Source organism: Citrobacter sp. Cpo148, from assembly GCF_030332375.1.
GTDB lineage: Bacteria > Pseudomonadota > Gammaproteobacteria > Enterobacterales > Enterobacteriaceae > Citrobacter > Citrobacter portucalensis.
Map to the genome: position 1 here is coordinate 351,869 of NZ_JAOWHY010000034.1, position 21,089 is coordinate 372,957.

21 protein-coding genes, 1 pseudogene and 1 other annotated feature are annotated in these 21,089 nt (G+C 52.6%); of the genes and pseudogenes, 11 read left to right on the top strand and 11 right to left on the bottom strand.

Annotated features, from left to right (window positions below):
• Positions 1-26: 26 nt before the first annotated feature.
• From hisIE to hisL, 9 genes are all read right to left on the bottom strand, one after another.
• Entirely contained in the window at positions 27-638 is a 612-nt protein-coding gene (gene hisIE / locus OGY10_RS03430) for a bifunctional phosphoribosyl-AMP cyclohydrolase/phosphoribosyl-ATP diphosphatase HisIE (RefSeq protein ID WP_286576275.1), read from the bottom strand.
• A complete protein-coding gene (hisF, locus tag OGY10_RS03435; protein WP_000880132.1) occupies positions 632-1,408 on the bottom strand; it encodes an imidazole glycerol phosphate synthase subunit HisF in 777 nt (258 codons plus the stop codon). Before hisF ends, hisIE begins: the two co-directional genes overlap by 7 nt.
• On the bottom strand, positions 1,390-2,127 hold the full coding sequence (gene hisA / locus OGY10_RS03440; RefSeq protein WP_149607971.1) for a 1-(5-phosphoribosyl)-5-[(5-phosphoribosylamino)methylideneamino]imidazole-4-carboxamide isomerase: 738 nt from the start codon (positions 2,125-2,127) through the stop codon (positions 1,390-1,392). Before hisA ends, hisF begins: the two co-directional genes overlap by 19 nt.
• Positions 2,127-2,717: an imidazole glycerol phosphate synthase subunit HisH gene (gene hisH, locus OGY10_RS03445; protein ID WP_008785165.1), complete on the bottom strand. Its 591-nt coding sequence runs from the start codon at positions 2,715-2,717 to the stop codon at positions 2,127-2,129. Before hisH ends, hisA begins: the two co-directional genes overlap by 1 nt.
• Complete coding sequence (gene hisB, locus OGY10_RS03450; protein WP_003834194.1) at positions 2,717-3,784, bottom strand: bifunctional histidinol-phosphatase/imidazoleglycerol-phosphate dehydratase HisB; 1,068 nt, start codon at positions 3,782-3,784, stop codon at positions 2,717-2,719. The genes hisH and hisB overlap by 1 nt, the downstream gene beginning before the upstream one ends.
• Positions 3,781-4,860, bottom strand: coding sequence for a histidinol-phosphate transaminase (gene hisC / locus OGY10_RS03455; RefSeq protein WP_048224388.1), 1,080 nt, complete (start codon positions 4,858-4,860; stop codon positions 3,781-3,783). Before hisC ends, hisB begins: the two co-directional genes overlap by 4 nt.
• The gene (gene hisD, locus OGY10_RS03460) at positions 4,857-6,161 is read right to left on the bottom strand and encodes a histidinol dehydrogenase (RefSeq protein WP_191227050.1); all 1,305 of its coding nucleotides are present in this window, start codon (positions 6,159-6,161) and stop codon (positions 4,857-4,859) included. Before hisD ends, hisC begins: the two co-directional genes overlap by 4 nt.
• A gap of 127 nt (positions 6,162-6,288) precedes the next feature.
• A complete protein-coding gene (gene hisG / locus OGY10_RS03465; protein ID WP_003834191.1) occupies positions 6,289-7,188 on the bottom strand; it encodes an ATP phosphoribosyltransferase in 900 nt (299 codons plus the stop codon).
• A gap of 45 nt (positions 7,189-7,233) precedes the next feature.
• Positions 7,234-7,356 (bottom strand) — a sequence feature (His leader region).
• Entirely contained in the window at positions 7,332-7,379 is a 48-nt protein-coding gene (hisL, locus tag OGY10_RS03470) for a his operon leader peptide (protein WP_100250077.1), read from the bottom strand. It overlaps the preceding feature by 25 nt.
• Before the next feature lie 174 nt (positions 7,380-7,553).
• Between hisL and OGY10_RS03475 the strand changes: the two genes are divergently transcribed.
• From OGY10_RS03475 to plaP, 4 genes and pseudogenes are all read left to right on the top strand, one after another.
• Positions 7,554-8,378, top strand: a complete 825-nt coding sequence (locus OGY10_RS03475) for an SDR family oxidoreductase (RefSeq protein ID WP_136392093.1) — start codon at positions 7,554-7,556, stop codon at positions 8,376-8,378.
• A gap of 41 nt (positions 8,379-8,419) precedes the next feature.
• Positions 8,420-9,404 (top strand): annotated as a pseudogene (locus tag OGY10_RS03480) (LysR family transcriptional regulator).
• Between the two features lie 162 nt (positions 9,405-9,566).
• Entirely contained in the window at positions 9,567-9,629 is a 63-nt protein-coding gene (gene yoeI / locus OGY10_RS23700; protein ID WP_099045591.1) for a membrane protein YoeI, read from the top strand.
• Complete coding sequence (plaP, locus tag OGY10_RS03485) at positions 9,619-10,980, top strand: putrescine/proton symporter PlaP (protein ID WP_003834188.1); 1,362 nt, start codon at positions 9,619-9,621, stop codon at positions 10,978-10,980. The genes yoeI and plaP overlap by 11 nt, the downstream gene beginning before the upstream one ends.
• 58 nt (positions 10,981-11,038) lie before the next feature.
• Here the strand turns inward: plaP and sbcB are convergent, their stop codons facing one another.
• Positions 11,039-12,463 carry an exodeoxyribonuclease I gene (gene sbcB / locus OGY10_RS03490; RefSeq protein ID WP_048215987.1) on the bottom strand — a complete coding sequence of 475 codons (1,425 nt, stop codon included), beginning with the start codon at positions 12,461-12,463 and terminating at the stop codon, positions 11,039-11,041.
• Positions 12,464-12,862: 399 nt separating this feature from the next.
• On the opposite strand from sbcB, the gene phsA reads away from it, so the two are divergent.
• The 7 genes from phsA (at position 12,863) to OGY10_RS03525 (ending at position 20,136) form a co-directional block, all read left to right on the top strand.
• On the top strand, positions 12,863-15,136 hold the full coding sequence (gene phsA, locus OGY10_RS03495; protein WP_191227051.1) for a thiosulfate reductase PhsA: 2,274 nt from the start codon (positions 12,863-12,865) through the stop codon (positions 15,134-15,136).
• Between the two features lie 14 nt (positions 15,137-15,150).
• Positions 15,151-15,729, top strand: coding sequence for a thiosulfate reductase electron transport protein PhsB (gene phsB / locus OGY10_RS03500; protein WP_191227052.1), 579 nt, complete (start codon positions 15,151-15,153; stop codon positions 15,727-15,729).
• Complete coding sequence (gene phsC, locus OGY10_RS03505) at positions 15,726-16,493, top strand: thiosulfate reductase cytochrome B subunit (protein WP_286576279.1); 768 nt, start codon at positions 15,726-15,728, stop codon at positions 16,491-16,493. Before phsB ends, phsC begins: the two co-directional genes overlap by 4 nt.
• A gap of 139 nt (positions 16,494-16,632) precedes the next feature.
• On the top strand, positions 16,633-17,805 hold the full coding sequence (dacD, locus tag OGY10_RS03510; protein WP_032941959.1) for a serine-type D-Ala-D-Ala carboxypeptidase DacD: 1,173 nt from the start codon (positions 16,633-16,635) through the stop codon (positions 17,803-17,805).
• A 123-nt stretch (positions 17,806-17,928) separates the two neighbouring features.
• Entirely contained in the window at positions 17,929-18,396 is a 468-nt protein-coding gene (gene sbmC, locus OGY10_RS03515; protein WP_008785156.1) for a DNA gyrase inhibitor SbmC, read from the top strand.
• 107 nt (positions 18,397-18,503) lie between these two features.
• Positions 18,504-19,562 carry an FUSC family protein gene (locus OGY10_RS03520; protein ID WP_008785155.1) on the top strand — a complete coding sequence of 353 codons (1,059 nt, stop codon included), beginning with the start codon at positions 18,504-18,506 and terminating at the stop codon, positions 19,560-19,562.
• Positions 19,563-19,800: 238 nt separating this feature from the next.
• Positions 19,801-20,136: a DUF496 family protein gene (locus OGY10_RS03525; protein ID WP_003834176.1), complete on the top strand. Its 336-nt coding sequence runs from the start codon at positions 19,801-19,803 to the stop codon at positions 20,134-20,136.
• Between the two features lie 40 nt (positions 20,137-20,176).
• Here OGY10_RS03525 and OGY10_RS03530 read toward each other — a convergent pair whose 3' ends face one another.
• Positions 20,177-21,043 (bottom strand): L-threonine kinase, encoded by an 867-nt coding sequence (locus tag OGY10_RS03530; RefSeq protein ID WP_191227054.1) that lies wholly within the window; start codon positions 21,041-21,043, stop codon positions 20,177-20,179.
• Positions 21,044-21,089 lie beyond the last annotated feature (46 nt).

A 21,089-nucleotide genomic window follows, 5' to 3' on the forward strand; every position in this document is an offset into this window, starting at 1 on the left:
CTGCCCGGTTTTTTTACGTCTGCAACTTACTGATGACGTTTGCGTAAATTCTCAATCACCGTCGTCAGGTCGAGGTCCTGGTCTTGCAGCAGCACCAGCAGGTGATACATCAGATCAGAAGCTTCATTTGTCAGCTCAAAACGGTCGTTAATGGTCGCAGCCAGCGCGGTTTCTACGCCTTCTTCGCCCACTTTCTGCGCGATGCGTTTGGTGCCGCTGGCATACAGTTTCGCGGTGTAGGAGCTAGCTGGGTCAGCGGTTTTACGTTCGGCCAGCAGTTGCTCAAGCTGATACAGGAACAGCCACTGGTGGCTTGCGTCACCAAAGCAGCTTGAGGTGCCTTTATGGCAGGTCGGGCCAATCGGGTTAACCAGCACCAGCAGGGTGTCGTTGTCGCAGTCAGGCGCAATGCTCACCACATTCAGGAAGTGACCGGAGGTTTCTCCTTTGGTCCACAGGCGCTGCCTGGTCCGTGAGAAAAAGGTCACTTTGCCGCTTTCGATCGTTTTATCCAGCGCCTCCGGGTTCATATACCCCAGCATCAATACTTCACCGGAAACCGCATGCTGCACGATGACTGGCATCAGTCCGTCGGTTTTTTCCCAGTCCAGTTCGCGGCATTGTTGCTTCGTTAACATATCCTGATCTCCACGCCCTGTGTTGCCAGGTACGCTTTTAATTCGCCAATATTGATAATTTGTTTGTGGAAGACGGAGGCGGCAAGTGCGCCGTCAACGTCGGCATCCCGGAAAGCTTCGAGAAAGTGTTCCATGGTGCCCGCACCGCCGGAGGCAATCAGCGGAACGTGGCAAACATCACGCACTTTTTTCAGTTGCTCCAGGTCATAACCGTTACGTACGCCGTCCTGGTTCATCATGTTCAGGACGATTTCGCCCGCGCCGCGTTTTTGGACCTCCTGCACCCAGTCCAGTGTTTCCCACTGCGTGACGCGGGTACGGCTTTCATCTCCGGTATACTGATTTACATGATATTTGCCGGTGTCGGCGTCATACCAGGTATCAATGCCCACCACTATGCACTGCACGCCGAAGCGGTCCGCCAGACGGGTGATAAGCTCCGGTTCGGCCAGCGCCGGGGAGTTGATGGAGATTTTGTCCGCCCCGAAGGAGAGAATGCGCGCCGCATCGTCGATGGATTTAATGCCGCCAGCTACGCAGAACGGAATATCGATCACTTCCGCCACGCGTGATACCCAGCTTTTATCCACTACGCGGCCATCGCTGGACGCGGTGATATCATAGAACACCAGTTCATCTGCGCCTTCATCGGCATAGCGTTTTGCCAGCGGGACGATGTCACCAATAATCTCGTGATTACGGAACTGGACGCCTTTTACCACCTGCCCATCACGGACGTCCAGACAAGGAATTATGCGTTTTGCCAGCATTGAATGGCCTCCTCAACGGTGAACTTACCTTCCAGCAGGGCTCGTCCGACGATCACGCCACGAACACCAGTCCCGCGCAGGGCCGCTACGTCCTCGATTCCGCCAATGCCGCCAGATGACTGAAATGCCACCTGCGGGTATTTGGCGCACACTTCTTCATACAGCGCGACGTTTGAGCCTGCCAGCGTACCGTCGCGGGAGATATCGGTGCACAGCACGTGCTTCAGGCCGACGGGTAAATAGGTCTCAACCAGTTCTTCCAGTGAAACCCCTGAATCTTCCTGCCAGCCACTGACCGCAACCTGTTTATTCCCGTGCTCGTCAATACGAACGTCCAGCGCCAGTACCAGCGCATCGGCACCAAAACGGGCAAACCAGCTCTTGACTATCGCGGGGGATTTTACCGCCGTCGAACCCACCACCACGCGCGCCACACCTGCGTCAAGAAGCGCCGCCACGTCTGCTTCCGTACGCACGCCGCCGCCAACCTGTACCGGAACATTGACGCCAGCGACCAGCGTTTTGATCAGCGGGATCTGGCGCTGTGCCGGGTCTTTCGCGCCGGTTAAATCTACCAGGTGCAGCACTTCAGCCCCCTGGGCTGCATAATCCTGCAAACGGGGGAGAGGATCGTTACCGTAATCACGTTGCTTAGCGTAATCGCCCTGATGAAGACGCACCACCGTGCCGTCGATTAAATCTAATGCCGGAATAATCATTACATCTCCAGAAAGTTTTTCAGCAACTGTGCCCCAGCCGCGCCCGAACGTTCCGGGTGAAACTGTACGCCAAAGAAATTGTCTTTTTGTACTGCCGCGGTAAACGGTTCGCCGTAATTGCACTGGGCGATGGTCCACGGGTTTACCGGCATAGCGTAGCTGTGTACAAAGTAGAAATACGCACCATCTTCAATACCCTGGAACAGACGGTTCCCCGCCTGCGGATAGACGCGATTCCAGCCCATATGCGGCAGCGGCAGACCGAAATCGGTCATCTTCGGGACGTCCTGCTCAATAATGCCCAGCAGGGAAACACCGTTACTCTCTTCGCTGCGACGGCCCAGTAGTTGCATACCTAAACAGATCCCCAGTACCGGTTGCGTACAGGCTTTAATCAATTCGATCAGTTCGCGCTCGCGCAACTGGTCCATAGCCGCCTGCGCGGTGCCGACGCCCGGCAGAAACAGTTTATCGGCGCGCAGCACTACGTCCGGGTCACGGCTGACAACCGGGTCGTATCCGTGGCGTGCGACGGCGGATTTTACCGAATGCAGGTTGGCGCAGCCGGTGTCCAGAATCACCACGTTCATTACAGCACTCCTTTTGAAGAGGGCAGCGTGTCGCCTTCTACACGAATCGCCTGACGCAGCGTACGGCCAAAGGCTTTAAACAGGCTTTCCACGCGGTGGTGATCATTTTTGCCTTTGGTTTTCAGGTGCAGGGTGACGCCCATGGTGTAGGAGAGTGAACGGAAGAAGTGTTCGATCATCTCCGTGCTCAGATCGCCAACGCGCTGGTAGGTAAACTCCGCGCGGTACTCCAGGTGTGGACGCCCGGAGATATCCAGCGCGCAACGTGCCAGACACTCATCCATCGGCAGCACAAAACCAAAACGGTTGATGCCGCGTTTATCGCCTAACGCCAGCTTTAAGGCTTCGCCCAGCGCCAGACCGGTATCTTCAACGGTGTGGTGATCGTCTATATACAGATCGCCCTTGACGGCAATCTCCATGCGAAAACCGCCGTGGGTGGCGATTTGATCCAGCATGTGGTCAAAGAAGCCAACGCCAGTATTGATTTTGCTGCGGCCTTCGCGGTCCAGCCAGACTTTGACGTCAATCTGCGTTTCTTTAGTATTACGCTCAACGTGTGCGTAGCGGTCACGTTTGGTCAGCTGCTCGCCGATCATCGCCCAGTTCAGGGTGTCGCGATGGTAACGCAATCCGCTAATGCCCATGTTTTCAGCGAGCTGAATATCGGTCACCCGGTCGCCAATGACGTAGCTGTTCGCCATATCCATGGCCTGTTCAACCAGATACTGTTCAACCAGCTTCACTTTTGGCTTACGGCAATCACACTCGTCCGCTGGCAGGTGCGGGCAAATCAGTACCTCATCAAACGTCACACCCTGAGAGGTGAAAATTTGCATCATCAGGTTATGCGGACCGTCAAAATCAGTCTGTGGGAAACTCTGGGTTCCGAGTCCATCCTGGTTAGTAATCATAACCAGCTTAAAACCTGCTTTTTGCAGTTTCAGCAAAACGGGAACAACTTCCGGCTCGAAGGCGAGTTTGTCAAAGCGATCGACCTGAAAGTCACTTGGCGGTTCGGAAATCAGGGTTCCATCACGGTCAATAAAAAGATACTTCTGGCTCATACTTGCTCCGCACGTAAGGCGTCAATGACGCGCTGGCTCTCTTCACGGGTTCCGACAGTAATTCGCAGGCAGCCGCTTAACGAAGGTTGTTTATTCTGATCTCGTAAGATAATGCCCTGATCCCACAAAGATTTAAATACGCTACTTGATGCGGTGAAGCGCGCCAGAACATAGTTGGTTTCAGAATCGAATACCTGCTCTACACAGCGAATTGTTTTCAGGTTATCTACCAGATACTGACGCTCTTCCAGGATCTGCTCTACGCGTTTACGCATGGCGGAAATCCCTTGCGGCGTCAGCGCCTGGGCGGCGATATCTGCTACCGGCGTAGAGAGTGGGTAAGGGGCTATCACCTTTAACAGCAGATTGATAACCTCTTCATTCGCCAGCGTAAACCCGCAGCGTAAACCGGCGAGCGCAAACGCTTTGGACAACGTGCGTAATATCACCAGATGCGGATACTCAGACAGCCAGCCTGCCAGCGTGGCCTGTGGGCAAAACTCGATATAGGCCTCATCAGCGACCACAATAGCTTTACCCTGCGCCATTTCGAGCAGTGAACGCAGATCCTGCGGGTTAATTAGCTGGCCGGTTGGGTTATTAGGGCTGCATACGTAGACCACCTTCACGCCATCAAGCTTGTCCGCGATGCCTTGCAAATCCAGTTGCCAGTTATCAAGGGTCGGAACGGTGCGGCACTCAACGCCAATCGTTTCGGCGCTGACGCTGTACATGCCGTAAGTCGGCGGGCAGTAGAGAATGGCATCTTTACCGGGTTCGCAAAAAGCGCGCACCAGCAGTTCGATCCCTTCATCTGCGCCGCGGCTGACCAGTACCTGCTCCGGTTTGACGTCAGCATACTGCGCGTAATTCTCAATCACCGCTTTCGGCTGGCATTCAGGGTAGCGGTTCAGCGTTTGCTGAGTGAGCTGGAACTCAACGGCGGTTGGGTACTCATTCGCGTTGAGCCAGACATCGCCGTTACCACCGAGACGACGGGCAGACTGATAGGGTGTTAACTCGCGAACATTCTTACGAGCTAAATCAGTGACGCTGAGAAAGTTGTCAGTGCTCATGCTTGCTCCTTCAGGGCGTTAACGCGCAGGGTGACGGCATTTTTGTGGGCAGTCAGTCGTTCAGCAGCGGCCAGTATTTCAATGGTTGAGGCCAGGGCCGAGAAACCTTGTGGGTTTAATTCCTGTACGGTCATCCGTTTCTGGAAATCAGCCAGCCCAAGGCTTGAGCAGGTCGCGGTATAGCCGTAGGTCGGAAGAACGTGGTTGGTGCCAGAAGCATAGTCGCCTGCGGATTCCGGCGACCAGTCGCCGAGGAACACCGAACCGGCGCTAGTGATCTCATCAACCAGTTCACGCGCGTTGCGAGTCTGAATAATCAGGTGTTCCGGACCGTAGGCGTTAGATATTTCAACGCACTGCGCCAGATCTTTCGCCACGATTAAGCGGCTGGCGGAGAGTGCCTGACGTGCGGTCTCTGCGCGGGAAAGCTCAGCAAGCTGGCGTTCAACGGCTTTGGCAACGCCTTCGGCAAGCGTAGCGTCTGGCGTCAGAAGGATAACCTGCGAGTCGGGGCCGTGTTCTGCCTGAGATAGCAGGTCAGAGGCAACAAAGTCCGGCGTCGCGCCGCTGTCGGCGATAACCAGCACTTCTGACGGGCCTGCAGGCATGTCGATGGCCGCGCCGTCAAGACGCTGGCTGACCTGGCGTTTGGCTTCGGTCACATACGCATTGCCCGGCCCGAAGATTTTATCAACCTTAGGAATAGATTCGGTGCCCAGCGCCAGCGCGGCAATAGCCTGCGCGCCGCCTACATTAAACACCTCTTTTACGCCACACAGCTGCGCGGCGTAGAGGATTTCATCGGCAATCGGCGGCGGTGAGCACAGTACCACTTTTTTGCAACCGGCGATGCGCGCCGGGGTCGCCAGCATTAATACGGTAGAAAACAGCGGCGCCGAACCTCCAGGAATATACAGGCCCACGGAAGCGATAGGGCGGGTAACCTGCTGGCAACGCACACCCGGCTGGGTTTCGATATCCACCGGCGGCAGGATCTGCGCGGTGTGGAAAGTATCGATATTACGCACCGCCGCCTGCATGGCTTGTTTCAGTTCGTCGCTCAGGCGACTGCTGGCTTGCTGGATTTCTTCCTCGGTCACGCGCAGCGCGCCAACCTCGGTTTTATCGAACTTTGCGCTGTATTCACGCAGCGCCCGGTCGCCGTTATTTTTGACGTTCTCAAGGATCTCAGCCACTGTGCGGCTAATGCTTTCAGAGGCGGAAATGGCCGGGCGCATCAGCAGTTCGCGCTGCTGCTCGGGGCTACAGCTATTCCAGTCAATCAGGGTATTGAAGCTCATGGTCGTTACTCCATTATCGGGTGTTGCCGGATGGCGGCGCTGCCTTATCCGGCCTACAAGACCCGTAATATCAATGATTGTGACAATTCTTGTAGGCCTGATAAGCGAAGCGCCATCAGGCATCAGATCACTCCATCATCTTCTCAATCGGCAACACCAGAATTGAGCTGGCACCGAGCGCTTTCAGTTTTTCCATTGTTTCCCAGAACAGGGTTTCGCTGCTGACCATGTGCATGGCAACACGCTGCTGGTCGCCCGCCAGAGGCAGAATGGTAGGGCGCTCAGCGCCGGGCAGCAGGGCGATGACCTCGTCCAGACGCTCGCTCGGCGCGTGCATCATGATGTATTTGGATTCACGGGCCTGAATAACCCCCTGGATACGGGTTAGCAGTTTGTCGATCAGTTGTTGCTTGGCTTCGGCCATTTCGCCGTCGCGCTGAATCAGACAGGCTTTAGAGCGGTAGATCACTTCTACTTCGCGCAGACCGTTGGCTTCAAGCGTTGCGCCGGTGGACACCAGATCGCAAATCGCATCAGCCAGACCCGCACGGGGAGCGACTTCTACTGAGCCGTTTAACAGACAAGATTTAAACGAAACCCCTTTCTGATCGAGATAACGTTTGAGCAGGTGTGGGTAAGAGGTCGCGATACGTTTACCGTTCAGCGCTGCCGGGCCATCCCAGGCTTCATCAACCGGGGTAGCCAGCGAGAGACGGCAGCCGCCGAAGTCCAGACGGCGCAGAGTAAAATAGCGAGGGTCTTCACCCTGTGCCCGGCGGTTGAGCAGTTCCTCTTCCAGAACGTTTTCCCCGATGATGCCGAGGTCAACGACACCGTCCATCACCAGACCCGGGATATCGTCATCACGCACGCGCAGAATATCGATCGGCATGTTCTCCGCCATCGCAATCAGGCGCTGGGTGTGAAGATTAATTTTAATGCCGCAACGGGCCAGTAATTCGCGTGAATCATCGCTTAAGCGGCCTGATTTCTGCATAGCTATGCGTAAACGGGTGTTGTCTAACATTCTTTATTCCTCGTTATCCTGTCTGAATCAGTTTGGGTCACGCACAAAAAAAAGCCCCCGGAAGAAATCTTCCGGGGGCTTTCTCATACGCTCATGCACCGCTGGAAGATTTAAACGTCTCCCAGCACACATCGCCTGAAAGACTAGTCAGGATGATGGTGATGATGGTGTTTGAATTGAGCGCGTGTCATAAATTTTCTCGATGAATGTTTATTCATTTGATGTCTTTTAACCTAAACCACTTTAGCTACGGAAAGCAAGGGCTTTTTTTGATCATTAATTCATTTCATATTGATACTATGAATTGTCAGCCACCGTGGGCTGGCGTAGCCTTGCGTTATAGGCCAAAAGTCAGGAGAGAAGGCATGAAAAAGGTCGCAATTGTCGGGTTAGGTTGGTTAGGCATGCCGTTAGCCATGTCGCTGGCGGCGAGAGGCTGGCAGGTTACCGGCAGCAAAACCACATTGGATGGGGTGGAAGCGGCCCGCATGAGCGGTATCGAGAGTTATTCGCTGCGCCTGGAACCTGAACTGGTCTGTGAGGCTGACGATCTCGATGCACTGATGGACGCCGATGCGCTGGTTATTACGCTGCCTGCGCGTCGTAGCGGTCCTGGGGAAGCATTTTACTTGCAGGCAATGCAGGAGCTGGTCGACAGCGCGCTGGCGTATCGGATCCCACGAATTATTTTTACCAGTTCGACGTCAGTCTATGGTGACGTGCAAGGCACAGTGAAAGAGGGGACGCCGCGTAATCCGGTCACGGCGAGCGGTCGTGTCCTGAAAGAACTTGAAGACTGGTTGCACAATTTGCCAGGCACGTCGGTGGATATTTTGCGTCTGGCCGGGTTGGTCGGTCCGGGAAGACATCCTGGTCGCTTCTTTGCCGGCAAGACGGCACCAGACGGACATCATGGCGTCAATCTGGTGCATCTGGACGATGTGGTTTCTGCCATCACGTTACTGCTGCAAGCGCCTAAAGGGGGACACATCTATAATATATGTGCGCCTATGCATCCAGCGCGTAACGTGTTCTATCCGCAGATGGCCCGCCAGTTGGGGATGGAGCCGCCGGAATTTTGCGGCGGTACGGATAACGGTAAAGGTAAAGTCATTGATGGCAACCGTATTTGTAATGAGCTTGGGTTTGAGTACCAGTATCCTGACCCGCTGGTGATGCCGATGGAGTGACAATCCAGCAGAGTGCCGCTGTATACCGCCAGGGGGCGAGTATGAAACCACTGCTGGACGTTCTTATCATCCTCGATGCATTAGAAAAAGAGGGCAGTTTCGCGGCGGCGTCGGCAAAATTGTTTAAGACGCCGTCTGCGCTCAGCTACACCGTCCATAAGCTGGAAAGTGATCTTAATATTCAGCTACTCGATCGCAGCGGACACCGGGCTAAGTTCACCCGCACCGGGCAGATGCTGCTGGAAAAGGGGCGGGAGGTGCTGCACACCGTCCGCGAACTTGAAAAGCAGGCGATTAAACTTCACGAAGGCTGGGAGAATGAACTGGTTATTGGCGTAGATGATACGTTTCCCTTTTCACTGCTGGCCCCACTCATCGAATCTTTCTATCAACACCACAGCGTGACGCGCCTGAAATTTATCAATGGCGTGCTGGGCGGCTCCTGGGATGCCCTAACTCAGGGCCGGGCGGATATTATCGTTGGCGCCATGCATGAACCCCCTGCAGCGAGTGAATTTGGCTTTGCACGGCTCGGGGTTTTGGAACAGGTGTTTGTGGTTGCGCCGCATCACCCGCTGGCGCAGGAACAGGAACCGTTAAATCGTCGTACCATTCGCCGTTTTCGCGCCATTGTGGTGGGGGACAATGCGCAGCATGCCAACGTCTCAGGCTCCCAGGTGCTGGACGATCAAGAAGCCATTACCGTTTTTGACTTCAAAACCAAGCTGGAACTGCAAATCAGCGGTCTGGGATGTGGCTATATTCCGCGCTACCTGGCGCAGCGATTTCTGGAGAGCGGCGCACTGATTGAGAAAAAAGTGGTCGCGCAAATTGTCTTTGAACCCGTGTGGATAGGCTGGAATGAACAGACCGCCGGGTTGGCCAGTGCCTGGTGGCGGGATGAAATTTTAGCAAATAGTGCTATTGCGGGGGTGTATGTTAAAACGGCTGCTGACAAATCAATCAGTTAAGAAAAAATATTCTTTTGTGGCCGCTTCAATCTCTTGTTATTTCTCCCCAATTTAGGGCAAAATACGCCGCTTGCAAAAAATGACATTAACCGACGTTTTAATACGCGTCGGTTATTTTTTTGCATCAAACCAATCATTCATAAAAGAGGCCGGGCTTCGTACCGGATAGATACTTACTTAAAAATCGACAGTTGTTGTCGCTGAGGATTAACAAAAAATGGGGCAATTTTTTGCTTACGCGACGGTTTTCGCCGTAATGGGGGATAACCATGTCGCATAACGCTACTCCAAACACCTCTCGCGTGGAATTACGTAAAACGCTTACGCTGGTTCCGGTTGTCATGATGGGCCTTGCCTATATGCAGCCGATGACGCTGTTCGATACATTCGGTATCGTATCAGGAATGACCGATGGTCACGTCCCGACAGCTTACGCCTTTGCACTGATAGCCATCCTCTTTACCGCACTGAGCTACGGTAAACTGGTGCGTCGCTATCCGTCTGCAGGCTCTGCCTACACTTACGCCCAGAAATCCATTAGCCCGACCGTTGGCTTTATGGTGGGTTGGTCATCACTGCTGGACTACCTGTTCGCTCCGATGATCAACATTCTGTTGGCAAAAATTTATTTTGAAGCCCTGGTGCCGTCGATACCGTCATGGATATTCGTGGTGGCGCTGGTGGCCTTTATGACCGCCTTTAACCTGCGCAGCCTTAAATCCGTTGCGAATTTCAACACCGTAATCGTGTTGTTGCAGGTGGTGCTGATTGCAGTGATCCTCGGCATGGTCGTTTATGGCGTGTTCGAAGGGGAAGGTGCTGGTACATTGGCGAGCAGCCGTCCGTTCTGGTCAGGTGATGCACACGTGATCCCGATGATCACGGGCGCTACCATCCTGTGCTTCTCGTTCACCGGTTTTGACGGTATCAGCAACCTGTCAGAAGAAACCAAAGACGCTGAGCGCGTGATCCCGCGTGCGATTTTCCTGACTGCGCTGATTGGTGGCCTGATCTTTATCGTCTCCACCTATCTGTTGCAGCTGTACTTCCCGGATATCTCGCGCTTCAAAGATCCAGACGCTTCACAGCCGGAAATCATGCTGTACGTTGCCGGTAAGTTCTTCCAGGTTGGCGCGCTGATTTTCTCTACCATTACTGTACTGGCGTCCGGTATGGCGGCGCATGCAGGCGTAGCGCGTCTGATGTACGTGATGGGGCGTGACGGCGTGTTCCCGAAAAGTTTCTTCGGTTATGTACACCCGAAATGGCGTACTCCGTCCATGAACATCATTCTGGTTGGTGCGATTGCTTTGCTGGCAATCAACTTCGACCTGGTAATGGCGACGGCGCTGATTAACTTTGGTGCGCTGGTGGCGTTTACCTTCGTTAACCTGTCGGTGATCTCCCAGTTCTGGATCCGTGAGAAGCGTAACAAGACGCTGAAGGACCACTTCCAGTATCTGTTCCTGCCGATGTGCGGCGCGCTGACCGTTGGTGCGCTGTGGGTGAATCTGGAAGAGAGCTCAATGGTTCTGGGTCTGATCTGGGCTGGTATCGGTCTGATTTACCTGGCTTGTGTGACCAAAAGCTTCCGCAACCCGGTGCCGCAGTACGACGAAGATGTCGCGTAATAACGGTATTTAGCTGAAAAAAACGGAGACAAGTTCTCCGTTTTTTTATACGTGGGATTTATACAATCTCTTCGGCGTACTGCCAGAGTGATTTCAGCAGCATCAACTTTTCTTTGTTATCCGCATATTGCTGGCTCAATAACTGCAATTCATTGGCGTAATTTTGCAAAAACTCCGGTGTGAATACCTGGCGACGATGGTCCAGCCAGCGCTGCTGTTCAGCTTCGTCCAGCGTTCCGGGGAAGTTACGTGCACGGTAATTAAACAACAGTTTTTCAATGCGCTTATCGACAAAGGAGATATCCAGCGCCGGTAAATTGCGTGGTTCGGTTTCCAGAACGATTTTCATCGCCGCACGGTCAGCATCGCTGAAAAAGCCGTTATAAAGTTGGGCATCTACGTTATCTGATGGTGTAAAGGGTTCCGCATCTGCGAAGATCGCGACCACTTTGTCGCGTATCTGCGGATTTTCGCGCAGGACTTTGAGATTATCCAGACAGTGCTGGCGGTTAATGCCAAGACGGTCGGCATCTTCCGGACGCAGGGTATTCGCCTGTGCCAGTACCGGGCATTTGTTGATGTGCACAAGTTTAACCGGTACGGCCGGGTTATCACCCAGATCCGCTTTAGACGTGTAGAGCCGCTCGCGCAGGGCGTCACTGTCGAGTTCGAGCAGTGGCGAAATATCACCGGCTAAGTCGACCATAATAACCGCGTTACGATTCTCCGGATGCCACGCCAATGGCGCTACCCAACTGGTGTTGCCGCGCCATGCGCCGAACATACCAGAGACATGGACCAGCGGCTTCATTTGCGGGACATCAATCAGCGCCGCCAGCTTGTGCTTATTACGATGGCTGTAGAGATAATCAAACAGACGCGGCTGGCGCGACTTCACTAATTGCGCCATTGCGATTGTGGCGTATACGTCCGCCATCGCATCGTGAGCATTGGTATGCTCAATACCGTTGGCTTTGGTCAAATGCTCCAGTCGGAAGCTGGGTAAGCCGTCGTCGTTTTCCGGCCAGTTAATGCCTTCAGGGCGCAGGGCATAGCAGGCGCGCATCACATCCAGCAGATCCCAGCGCGAATTATCGTTCTGCCAGCTCCAGGCATAGGGATCGTAGAAATTGCGATACAGGATGTTGCGCGTCACCTCATCATCGAAGCGCACGTTGTTATAACCCAGGATACAGGTTTTCGGCACGGTGAACAGGGCGTGGATGCGTGCAGCAAAAGCGGCTTCATTTTCTCCCTTTTCACGTGCTTCCTGCGGTGTAATACCCGTAATCAACACCGCCTCAGGCTGCGGCAGATAATCGTCCGCGGGTTTGCAATAAAAGACTTCTGGTTCACCGATGATGTTGAAATCATTATCTGTGCGGATAGCCGCAAATTGCGCGGGTCTGTCCAGCGCCGGATGGGTACCAAAGGTCTCGTAATCGTGGAAGAGAAAACCAGGTTGCTGCTTGCCGTCATTCATTGTTCAGTTATGTCCGGGATCAATTTAGCGCTGGTTCAAGAATACCAAAAAATAGCGAGATAATCAGCTATGGCATTATAGAAGCTGGATTGTGTACGCAATAAAATTGAGATAAACAGGACATTAATGGAATTAACTAATAAATTTCGCGCGGTTAAAATAAATTACGGAAATAAAATATCTTGAGGTTGCGGGTTTGTAAATAATCTAACTGATAACCATTATTGTTATTTTCCTCTTCTTTGTTGTGTTCTGGAAACTTTAAAAATCTTTTATAAACAATGGGTTTTTATTTATGTCAATTCGCTGTCATGCATTGTAATGAAATGTGATTGATGTAAAAAATAAATAATCCAAACGCCATATAATTATTGGATATATCTAATAACAGGAGGTTATATGAGCATTAGTCGGCGTAATTTTTTGCGAGGAGTGGGTATAGGCTGTTCAGCCTGTGCGATAGGCAGTTTCCCGCCTGGGGCACTGGCGCGAAATTCTCCGGAGAGCATCAAAGGGAAAACATCCCTGACGCCAAGTTTGTGCGAGATGTGTTCTTTTCGCTGTCCAATTCAGGCTCAGGTGATTAATAATAAAACGGTTTTTATTCAGGGAAACCCTAATGCGCCACAACAGGGGACACGTGTCTGCGCTCGCGGCGGCAGCGGCGTTAGCCTGGTCAACGACCCTCATCGCATTGTTAAACCCATGAAACGCACAGGACCTCGCGGGAGCGGTGACTGGCAGGTTATTAGCTGGGAACAGGCGTATAAAGAAATTGCCGAAAAAATGACGGCAATAAAAACGCAATATGGTCCCCAGGGAGTCGTCTTCTCGTCTAAATCTGGCTCGCTGTCTGGCCATTTATTTCACCTCGCGACAGCTTTCGGGTCACCGAATACCTTTACTCACGCATCAACGTGTCCTGCCGGTAAAGCCATTGCCGCTAAAGTGATGATGGGGGGCGATTTAGCCATGGATATCGCCAATACCCGTTATATGGTCTCTTTTGGCCATAACCTCTATGAAGGGATCGAGGTTGCTGATACGCATGAGCTGATGACCGCGCAGGAGAAGGGGGCGAAGATGGTCAGCTTCGATCCCCGTTTGTCCGTATTCTCCAGCAAGGCGGATGAATGGCATGCGCTCAAGCCGGGCGGCGACTTACCGGTGCTGATGGCCATGTGTCACGTCATGATCAATGAAAATCTGTATGACGCGGACTTTGTTGCGCGCTACACCACGGGGTTTGAGCAGCTGGCAGAAGCGGTACAAGAGACCACGCCAGAATGGGCGCAGCAGCTCGCGGATGTGCCTGCTGATGTCATTGTTCGGGTCACCCGCGAAATGGCCGCCTGCGCGCCTCATGCCATCGTCAGTCCGGGCCATCGCGCGACGTTTTCGCAAGAAGAAATTGATATGCGGCGCATGATTTTTACCCTCAATGTGCTGCTTGGCAATATTGAGCGTGAAGGCGGTTTGTATCAGAAAAAAGCGGCGGCAACTTACAATAAGCTGGCTGGAGAGAAGGTCGCTCCGGTGCTGGCAAAACCCGATGTCAAATTACCCAAGCCAACGGCGCAGCGTATCGATCTGGTAGCCCCGCAGTTTAAGTACATCGCGGCGGGCGGTGGTGTGGTGCAAAGCATCATTGATGCTGTGTTAAACCAGACGCCTTATCCGGTGAAGGGATGGATTATGTCCCGACACAACCCTTTCCAAACCGTAACCTGTCGACCAGATCTGGTCAAAACCGTTGAACAGCTCGACCTTGTGGTCAGTTGTGATGTCTATTTAAGCGAAAGCGCGGCGTATGCCGACTACCTTTTGCCTGAATGTACTTACCTTGAGCGCGATGAAGAAGTTTCAGACATGTCGGGTCTGAATCCAGCCTATGCCCTGCGTCAGCAGGTAGTAGAACCTATTGGTGATGCGCGTCCGAGCTGGCAAATCTGGAAAGAGCTGGCCGTGCAGTTAGGCCTTGGCCAATTCTACCTATGGCAGGATATGCAAACGCGTCAGTTATACCAGCTTAATGGCGATCATGCGCTATCTGCTGAATTGCGTCAGAAAGGGTATCGGGAGTGGGGTGTTCCGTTGCTGCTGCGTGAACCTGAAGCGGTGCGTCAGTTTGTGGAACGCTATCCGGGCGCGGTGGCGGTTGACAGCGACGGTACCTATGGCGAGCAACTGCGCTTTAAATCTCCGTCAGGAAAAATCGAACTCTATTCCGAAGAGCTGGAAACGCTACTGCCTGGCTACGGTATTCCGCGCGCGCGCAATTTTGCGCTTAAAGGCGACAGTGAACTCTATTTTATCCAGGGAAAAGTGGCGGTGCATACCAACGGTGCGACGCAATACGTGCCACTGCTTAGCGAGTTGATGTGGGATAACGCAGTGTGGATCCACCCGCAAACGGCCCGTGAAAAAGGCATCAAAAGCGGCGATGACATCTGGCTGGAAAATGCGACCGGCAAGGAAAAAGGCAAAGCGCTGGTCACCGCCGGAATTCGGCCCGATACGCTGTTTGTTTATATGGGATTTGGCGCCAAGGCGGGAGCCAAAACCGCAGCGACAACGCACGGTATCCATTGCGGTAATTTGCTTCCGCATGTTACCAGTCCGGTTTCCGGTACGGTGGTCCACACCGCTGGCGTTACGCTTCGTCGGGCATGAGAAAGGAGAACATCATGAATCAATCTACAAACCCTTATGTCATGCTGCATGACGAGAAACGCTGTATCGGCTGTCAGGCATGCACGGTTGCCTGCAAAGTTCTGAATGATGTGCCAGAGGGATTTAGCCGTCTACAGGTGCAGATCCGTTCACCCGAACATGAACCCGAGGTGCTGTCCCACTACCAATTTGTTCGCGTTTCCTGTCAGCATTGTGAAGATGCGCCGTGTGTCAGCGTTTGTCCGACCGGTGCATCATTTCGCGACGAAAATGGCATTGTGCAAGTGGATAAGTCTCGCTGTATTGGCTGTGACTACTGCGTTGCCGCTTGTCCGTTCCATGTCCGTTATCTCAATCCGCAAACGGGAATTGCCGACAAATGTAACTTCTGCGCAGATACCCGACTCGAGAGCGGTCAATCGCCCGCCTGCGTTTCCGTTTGTCCGACGGATGCGCTGAAATTTGGTCGTCGTGACGACCCGGAAATTCAGCACTGGATAAATCAAAAAGAGGTTTATCGCCAGCAGGATACGCGTAGCGGTCCGGTGAGTGTTTATCGGCGTAAAGAGATCCATCAGGAGGGTAAAGCATGAATTCTATCTGGGGAGCAGAGCTTAACTATGCGCCGGACTACTGGCCGCTGTGGCTCATTTATGCAGGCGTTGTTGTTGTACTGATGATTGCGGGCCTGGTTATGCACGCGCTGTTACGTCGGATGCTGGCACCCAAGACGGCAACCGGAGAAGAGCAACGGGATTACCTCTATTCTCTGGCAGTCCGCCGCTGGCACTGGGGTAATGCGCTGCTTTTTATCCTGCTTTTGCTGAGTGGCCTGTTTGGGCACTTCTCTGTCGGACCGGTGGCATTGATGGTGCAGATACATACCTGGTGCGGTTTCGCCTTGTTGGCCTTCTGGGTTGGTTTTGTGCTAATCAACGCAACCAGCGGCAACGGTTGTCATTACCGGGTGAAGTTTAATGGGTTGATATCACGCTGCTTGTTGCAAACGCGCTTTTATCTGTATGGCATCATGAAGGGTGAACCACACCCGTTTGCCGCAACGGCAGAGAGTAAATTTAACCCGCTACAACAGCTGGCTTATCTGGCCATCATGTATGCGCTGGTTCCGCTGCTAATCATCAGCGGGTTGTTATGCCTCTACCCGCAGGTGATAGGGGCAGGGCCTGTGATGCTGGTGCTGCATATGGTGTTGGCGATTGTCGGCTTACTGTTCATCTGTGCACATATTTACCTGTGCACGCTGGGTGACACGCCGGGGCAAATTTTCCGCAGCATGATAGATGGCTATCATCGTCATCGTAGCCATCACGCAGAAACGGCACCGCGCAAAGGGTAACGCCAGACGCGGTCGATATCTGAAATCCTTTCCTTACAGCAAGAAAATGTGCCTTATGTCACATTTTCTTGCAATTTATCCATGTTTGTTCGCCAGAACTTCCGTAAAAAGAACGGCTATTTCTCCATTTCCTGAGGACATGCTGTTGAAACGCCGTTTGTTTATTGCCGCTTCACTATTTGCGATGAGTTTTTCGCCCGCGTACGCGACTGACGTCGCCAGTTTCGCTCCACAGCCTCCAGCAATTAATGCCGGGGCGTGGGTATTAATGGATTACACCACGGGCCAAATCCTGACAGCCGGAAATGAACACCAGCAGCGCAACCCTGCCAGCCTGACCAAGCTGATGACCGGCTATGTTGTCGATCGCGCAATCGACAGCAAGCGTATTAGTCCGACAGATATTGTCACTGTAGGACGAGATGCCTGGGCGAAAGATAATCCGGTATTCGTCGGTTCATCCTTAATGTTCCTGAAAGAAGGGGATCGCGTTTCTGTGCGCGATCTGAGTCGCGGGTTAATTGTTGATTCCGGTAATGATGCCTGTGTGGCGCTGGCGGATTACATCGCCGGAGGGCAGCCGCAGTTTGTCGCGATGATGAACAACTATGTGCAAAAGCTGAACCTGCGGGACACGCATTTTGAAACGGTACATGGTCTGGATGCGCCAGGTCAGCATAGCTCAGCTTACGATCTGGCCGTGCTGTCGAGAGCTATCATCCATGGAGAGCCGGATTTCTACCATATGTACAGTGAAAAAAGCCTTACCTGGAACGGAATTACGCAGCAAAACCGTAACGGTTTGTTGTGGGATAAAACCATGAACGTCGATGGTCTGAAGACAGGACATACCTCCGGCGCTGGATTCAACCTGATTGCTTCTGCCGTTGATGGGCAGCGCCGCCTGATTGCAGTTGTGATGGGGGCGGAGAGTGCGAAAGGGCGTGAAGACCAGGCGCGAAAACTGCTGCAATGGGGACAACAGAACTTCGATACCGTGCAGGTTTTACGTAGCGGTAAGCAGGTTGGTATTGAACGGATCTGGTACGGCGATAAAGAAAAAATTAGCCTTGGCACAGAGCAGGATTTCTGGATGGCCCTGCCTAAAGCCGAAGTCGCTAATATCAAGGCAAAATATGTTCTTGATAAGAAAGAACTGGTTGCCCCCATTGCTGCCCATCAACGTGTGGGGGAAATTGAACTCTACGATCGGGATAAACTGGTGGCGCACTGGCCTCTGGTTACGCTGGAGTCTGTCAACGAAGGCGGCGTCTTCTCGCGTTTGAGCGATTACTTCCACCACAAGGCGTAGTTTTTCCTGATGTGCCTGACTGGCAAGAGTGCGAATCTGCTCACATAATAATCACTGATTCCTTGTGGCCGTCATACCTAAAAATTACACTGTATATAAATACAGTGTAATAACGGAGGTTATATGGAGTACGAGATAAAGCAGGTCGAGAAACGCATAATTGCCGGTTTCCATATGGTTGGACCGTGGGAACAAACGGTAAAGCAGGGTTTCGAACAGTTAATGATGTGGGTCGACGGTAAGCAGATCGTACCGCTGGAATGGATAGCTGTTTATTACGACAATCCTGACGTTGTTCCGGCGGAAAAACTGCGTTGTGATACCGTGGTGTCTGTGCCTGAAGGTTTTGAGATCCCAGAAAACAGCGAAGGGGTGATCCAGACCGAACTGGCGGGGGGCGACTATGCTATCGCCGTTGCGCGCGTTGAAAATCATGACTTCGCGACGCCGTGGTATCAGTTCTTTGAGCGCCTGCTGCAGGATTCGACGTATGCGATAGCCGCTAAACCTTGCTTTGAAGTTTATATGAACAATGGCATGGAGGACGGCTACTGGGACATTGAAATGTACGTGCCGGTACAGTCGAAGTAACTGTTATTGGTGTAAATCAGGATGAATGTCCTGGTCATCAGGGTGATGTTTTCACTCAAAAAACAGGTACAATTCTGTTCTTTGCAATTCCCTGACGGAGTGCATGAGTGCGTGCAGATAAGTCACTGAGTCCTTTTGAAATTCGTTTGTATCGTCACTATCGTGTGGTGCATGGTGTTCGCATTGCGCTGGCGTTTCTTTTTACTTTTCTGTTGGTTCGCCTGTTGAACATTCCTGAAGGTACATGGCCTCTGATTACGCTGGTGGTAATCATGGGGCCAATTTCTTTTTGGGGGAACGTTGTCCCCAGAGCGTTTGAGCGTATTGGCGGGACAATTCTGGGTTCGGTACTTGGGCTGGTGGCCCTGCGTCTGGAACTCTTTTCACTTCCGCTAATGCTGATATGGTGCGCGGTAGCGATGTTTCTCTGCGGCTGGCTGGCACTGGGTAAAAAGCCGTATCAGGCGTTGCTGATTGGTATAACGCTTGCGGTCGTTGTGGGCGCCCCCGCTGGTGATATGAACACAGCGTTATGGCGCGGCGGCGATGTTATTCTGGGTTCATTACTGGCAATGCTGTTTACCGGTATCTGGCCGCAGCGGGCATTTATACACTGGCGAATTCAGCTGGCGCATTGCGTAACGGGTTACAATCGGGTGTATCAGGCTGCGCTATCTCCCAACCTGCTGGAGCAACCGCGACTGGAGAAGCATTTACAACAGCTTTTAAGCGATGTTGTCAAAATGCGTGGGCTCATCGTTCCTGCCAGCAAAGAAACCCGCATTCAAAAATCAATCTTTGAAGCTATTCAGACGGTTAATCGTAACCTGGTCTGCATGCTTGAGCTGCAAATCAATGCGCTCTGGGCCAGCCGTACAAGCCACTTTGTTATGTTGAATGCGCATACTTTGCGTGAAACACAGCTCAGGACACAACAGGCGCTACTGACGATAACCCACGCATTGTATGAAGGTAATCCACAACCGGTGCTTGCCAATACGGAAAAACTCAATGACACCGTGGTGGAGTTACGTCAGCTTATTGCTGAGCATAAGGGCGATAATGTCGCTGAAACGCCCATTCACGGCTACGTTTGGCTAAATATGGAAATGGCGCGACAGCTGGAGTTGCTCTCTCATTTGATCTGTCGCGCGCTGCGCAAATAAAGAGCAGATGAGGGGATTGGTTCTACTGCTGCTTCGATTCAGCAACGATTAGAGGTATGATACTGAAAAAGGCTAAAACCATTGGTAACTGCAATGGCTTTACCCTCGATAATTCAGGTTTCAACCATGCATGGTCGATGCAGATGCAACTTGAAGTATGGCGGGCATGAAAGTAATGTTGACCCACTTTAGCCGTTGTTTTAACGAATCCGAATCTCACATTATCAGGGGTGTAAAAATGGAAACTACCAAGCCTTCTTTCCAGGACGTGCTGGAATTTGTTCGTCTGTTCCGTCGTAAAAACAAACTGCAACGTGAAATCCAGGACGTTGAGAAAAAGATCCGTGACAACCAGAAACGTGTTCTGCTGCTGGACAACCTGAGCGACTACATCAAGCCTGGAATGAGCGTGGAAGCGATTCAGGGCATTATCGCCAGCATGAAAAGCGATTATGAAGATCGTGTTGATGATTACATCATCAAAAACGCTGAGATCTCTAAAGAGCGCCGCGACATCTCTAAAAAGCTGAAAGCGATGGGCGAAGTGAAAAACGGCGAAGCGAAAGCCGAGTAACGATTTTATGCTTGTCCGGGTCGCTGCTTAGCGGCGGCCCTTATTGCAGTTCGACCCCGCCAGTTACCATCCGCAACAAATGCTGTTCCGGCCAGTGTTCCGTCAATTTTTTCTGCGTCAGCATCCATTTAATGTAGTCCACATCATGACGCTTTCTGTCGAGCATCAGACCGACTACGCTGCCACTGTGCGCAACGTTGATACCGTATAAATCACATTCTTCTACCAGCGCTAAAAGTGAATCAAAATTTGGTTTAGGTAACAGCAACTGGCTGGCGATCGCGCTCAGCGTGGCGGCTTCACCCATCCGATAAGGATTTTGACTGATACAGGCTTCCTGTACCTTTTCCCATGCGCGTTTCAGCGCTGGAGCGCCTGCCAGTAACCCTGACTGACGTGGAGTACGGTGATAATCAGCAGTAAGCAAGGTTTCCGGGCTTTCGAGAACCAGCAGATCGAGTTGAGGCTGGGCTTCACAGGCAATTTGCGTGGAGGCGTCGTTATGATCGAACAGCGTAAGCTGGCGGAAAACGGTGCTGTCGGTAGGTTCCAGCGAAACGCAAAGCTGCGCCAGAGTGGATTCGTCTAGCTGATGACCCAGATACTGCGCCGTGGCGATTGCCGTGGCGGCGATATCCGCTGTGCTGCTGGCCATCCCTTTAGCGACAGGAATGGTTGACTGGACATCAATTCGAATATCCTGACTCATTTGTGCAGGGTATTGCCAGTGCAGCAATAACCTCTTAACCATCGCCCGCGAAAGTGGGCGTTCATCTGTCAGCGGTGAACCTGAAGTGACCTCAACGGTGCTATACCATTCAACCGGGCAGGAGACCAATTTCTCACTGCCCAGAATCCAGCCCTGGATAAGTTCTCCGCACGATGCGGGACATTGCGCAACAGCCACGTCTTCACCTATGTGATCAGCAATCCTCGGCGCATAGTGTCATGGC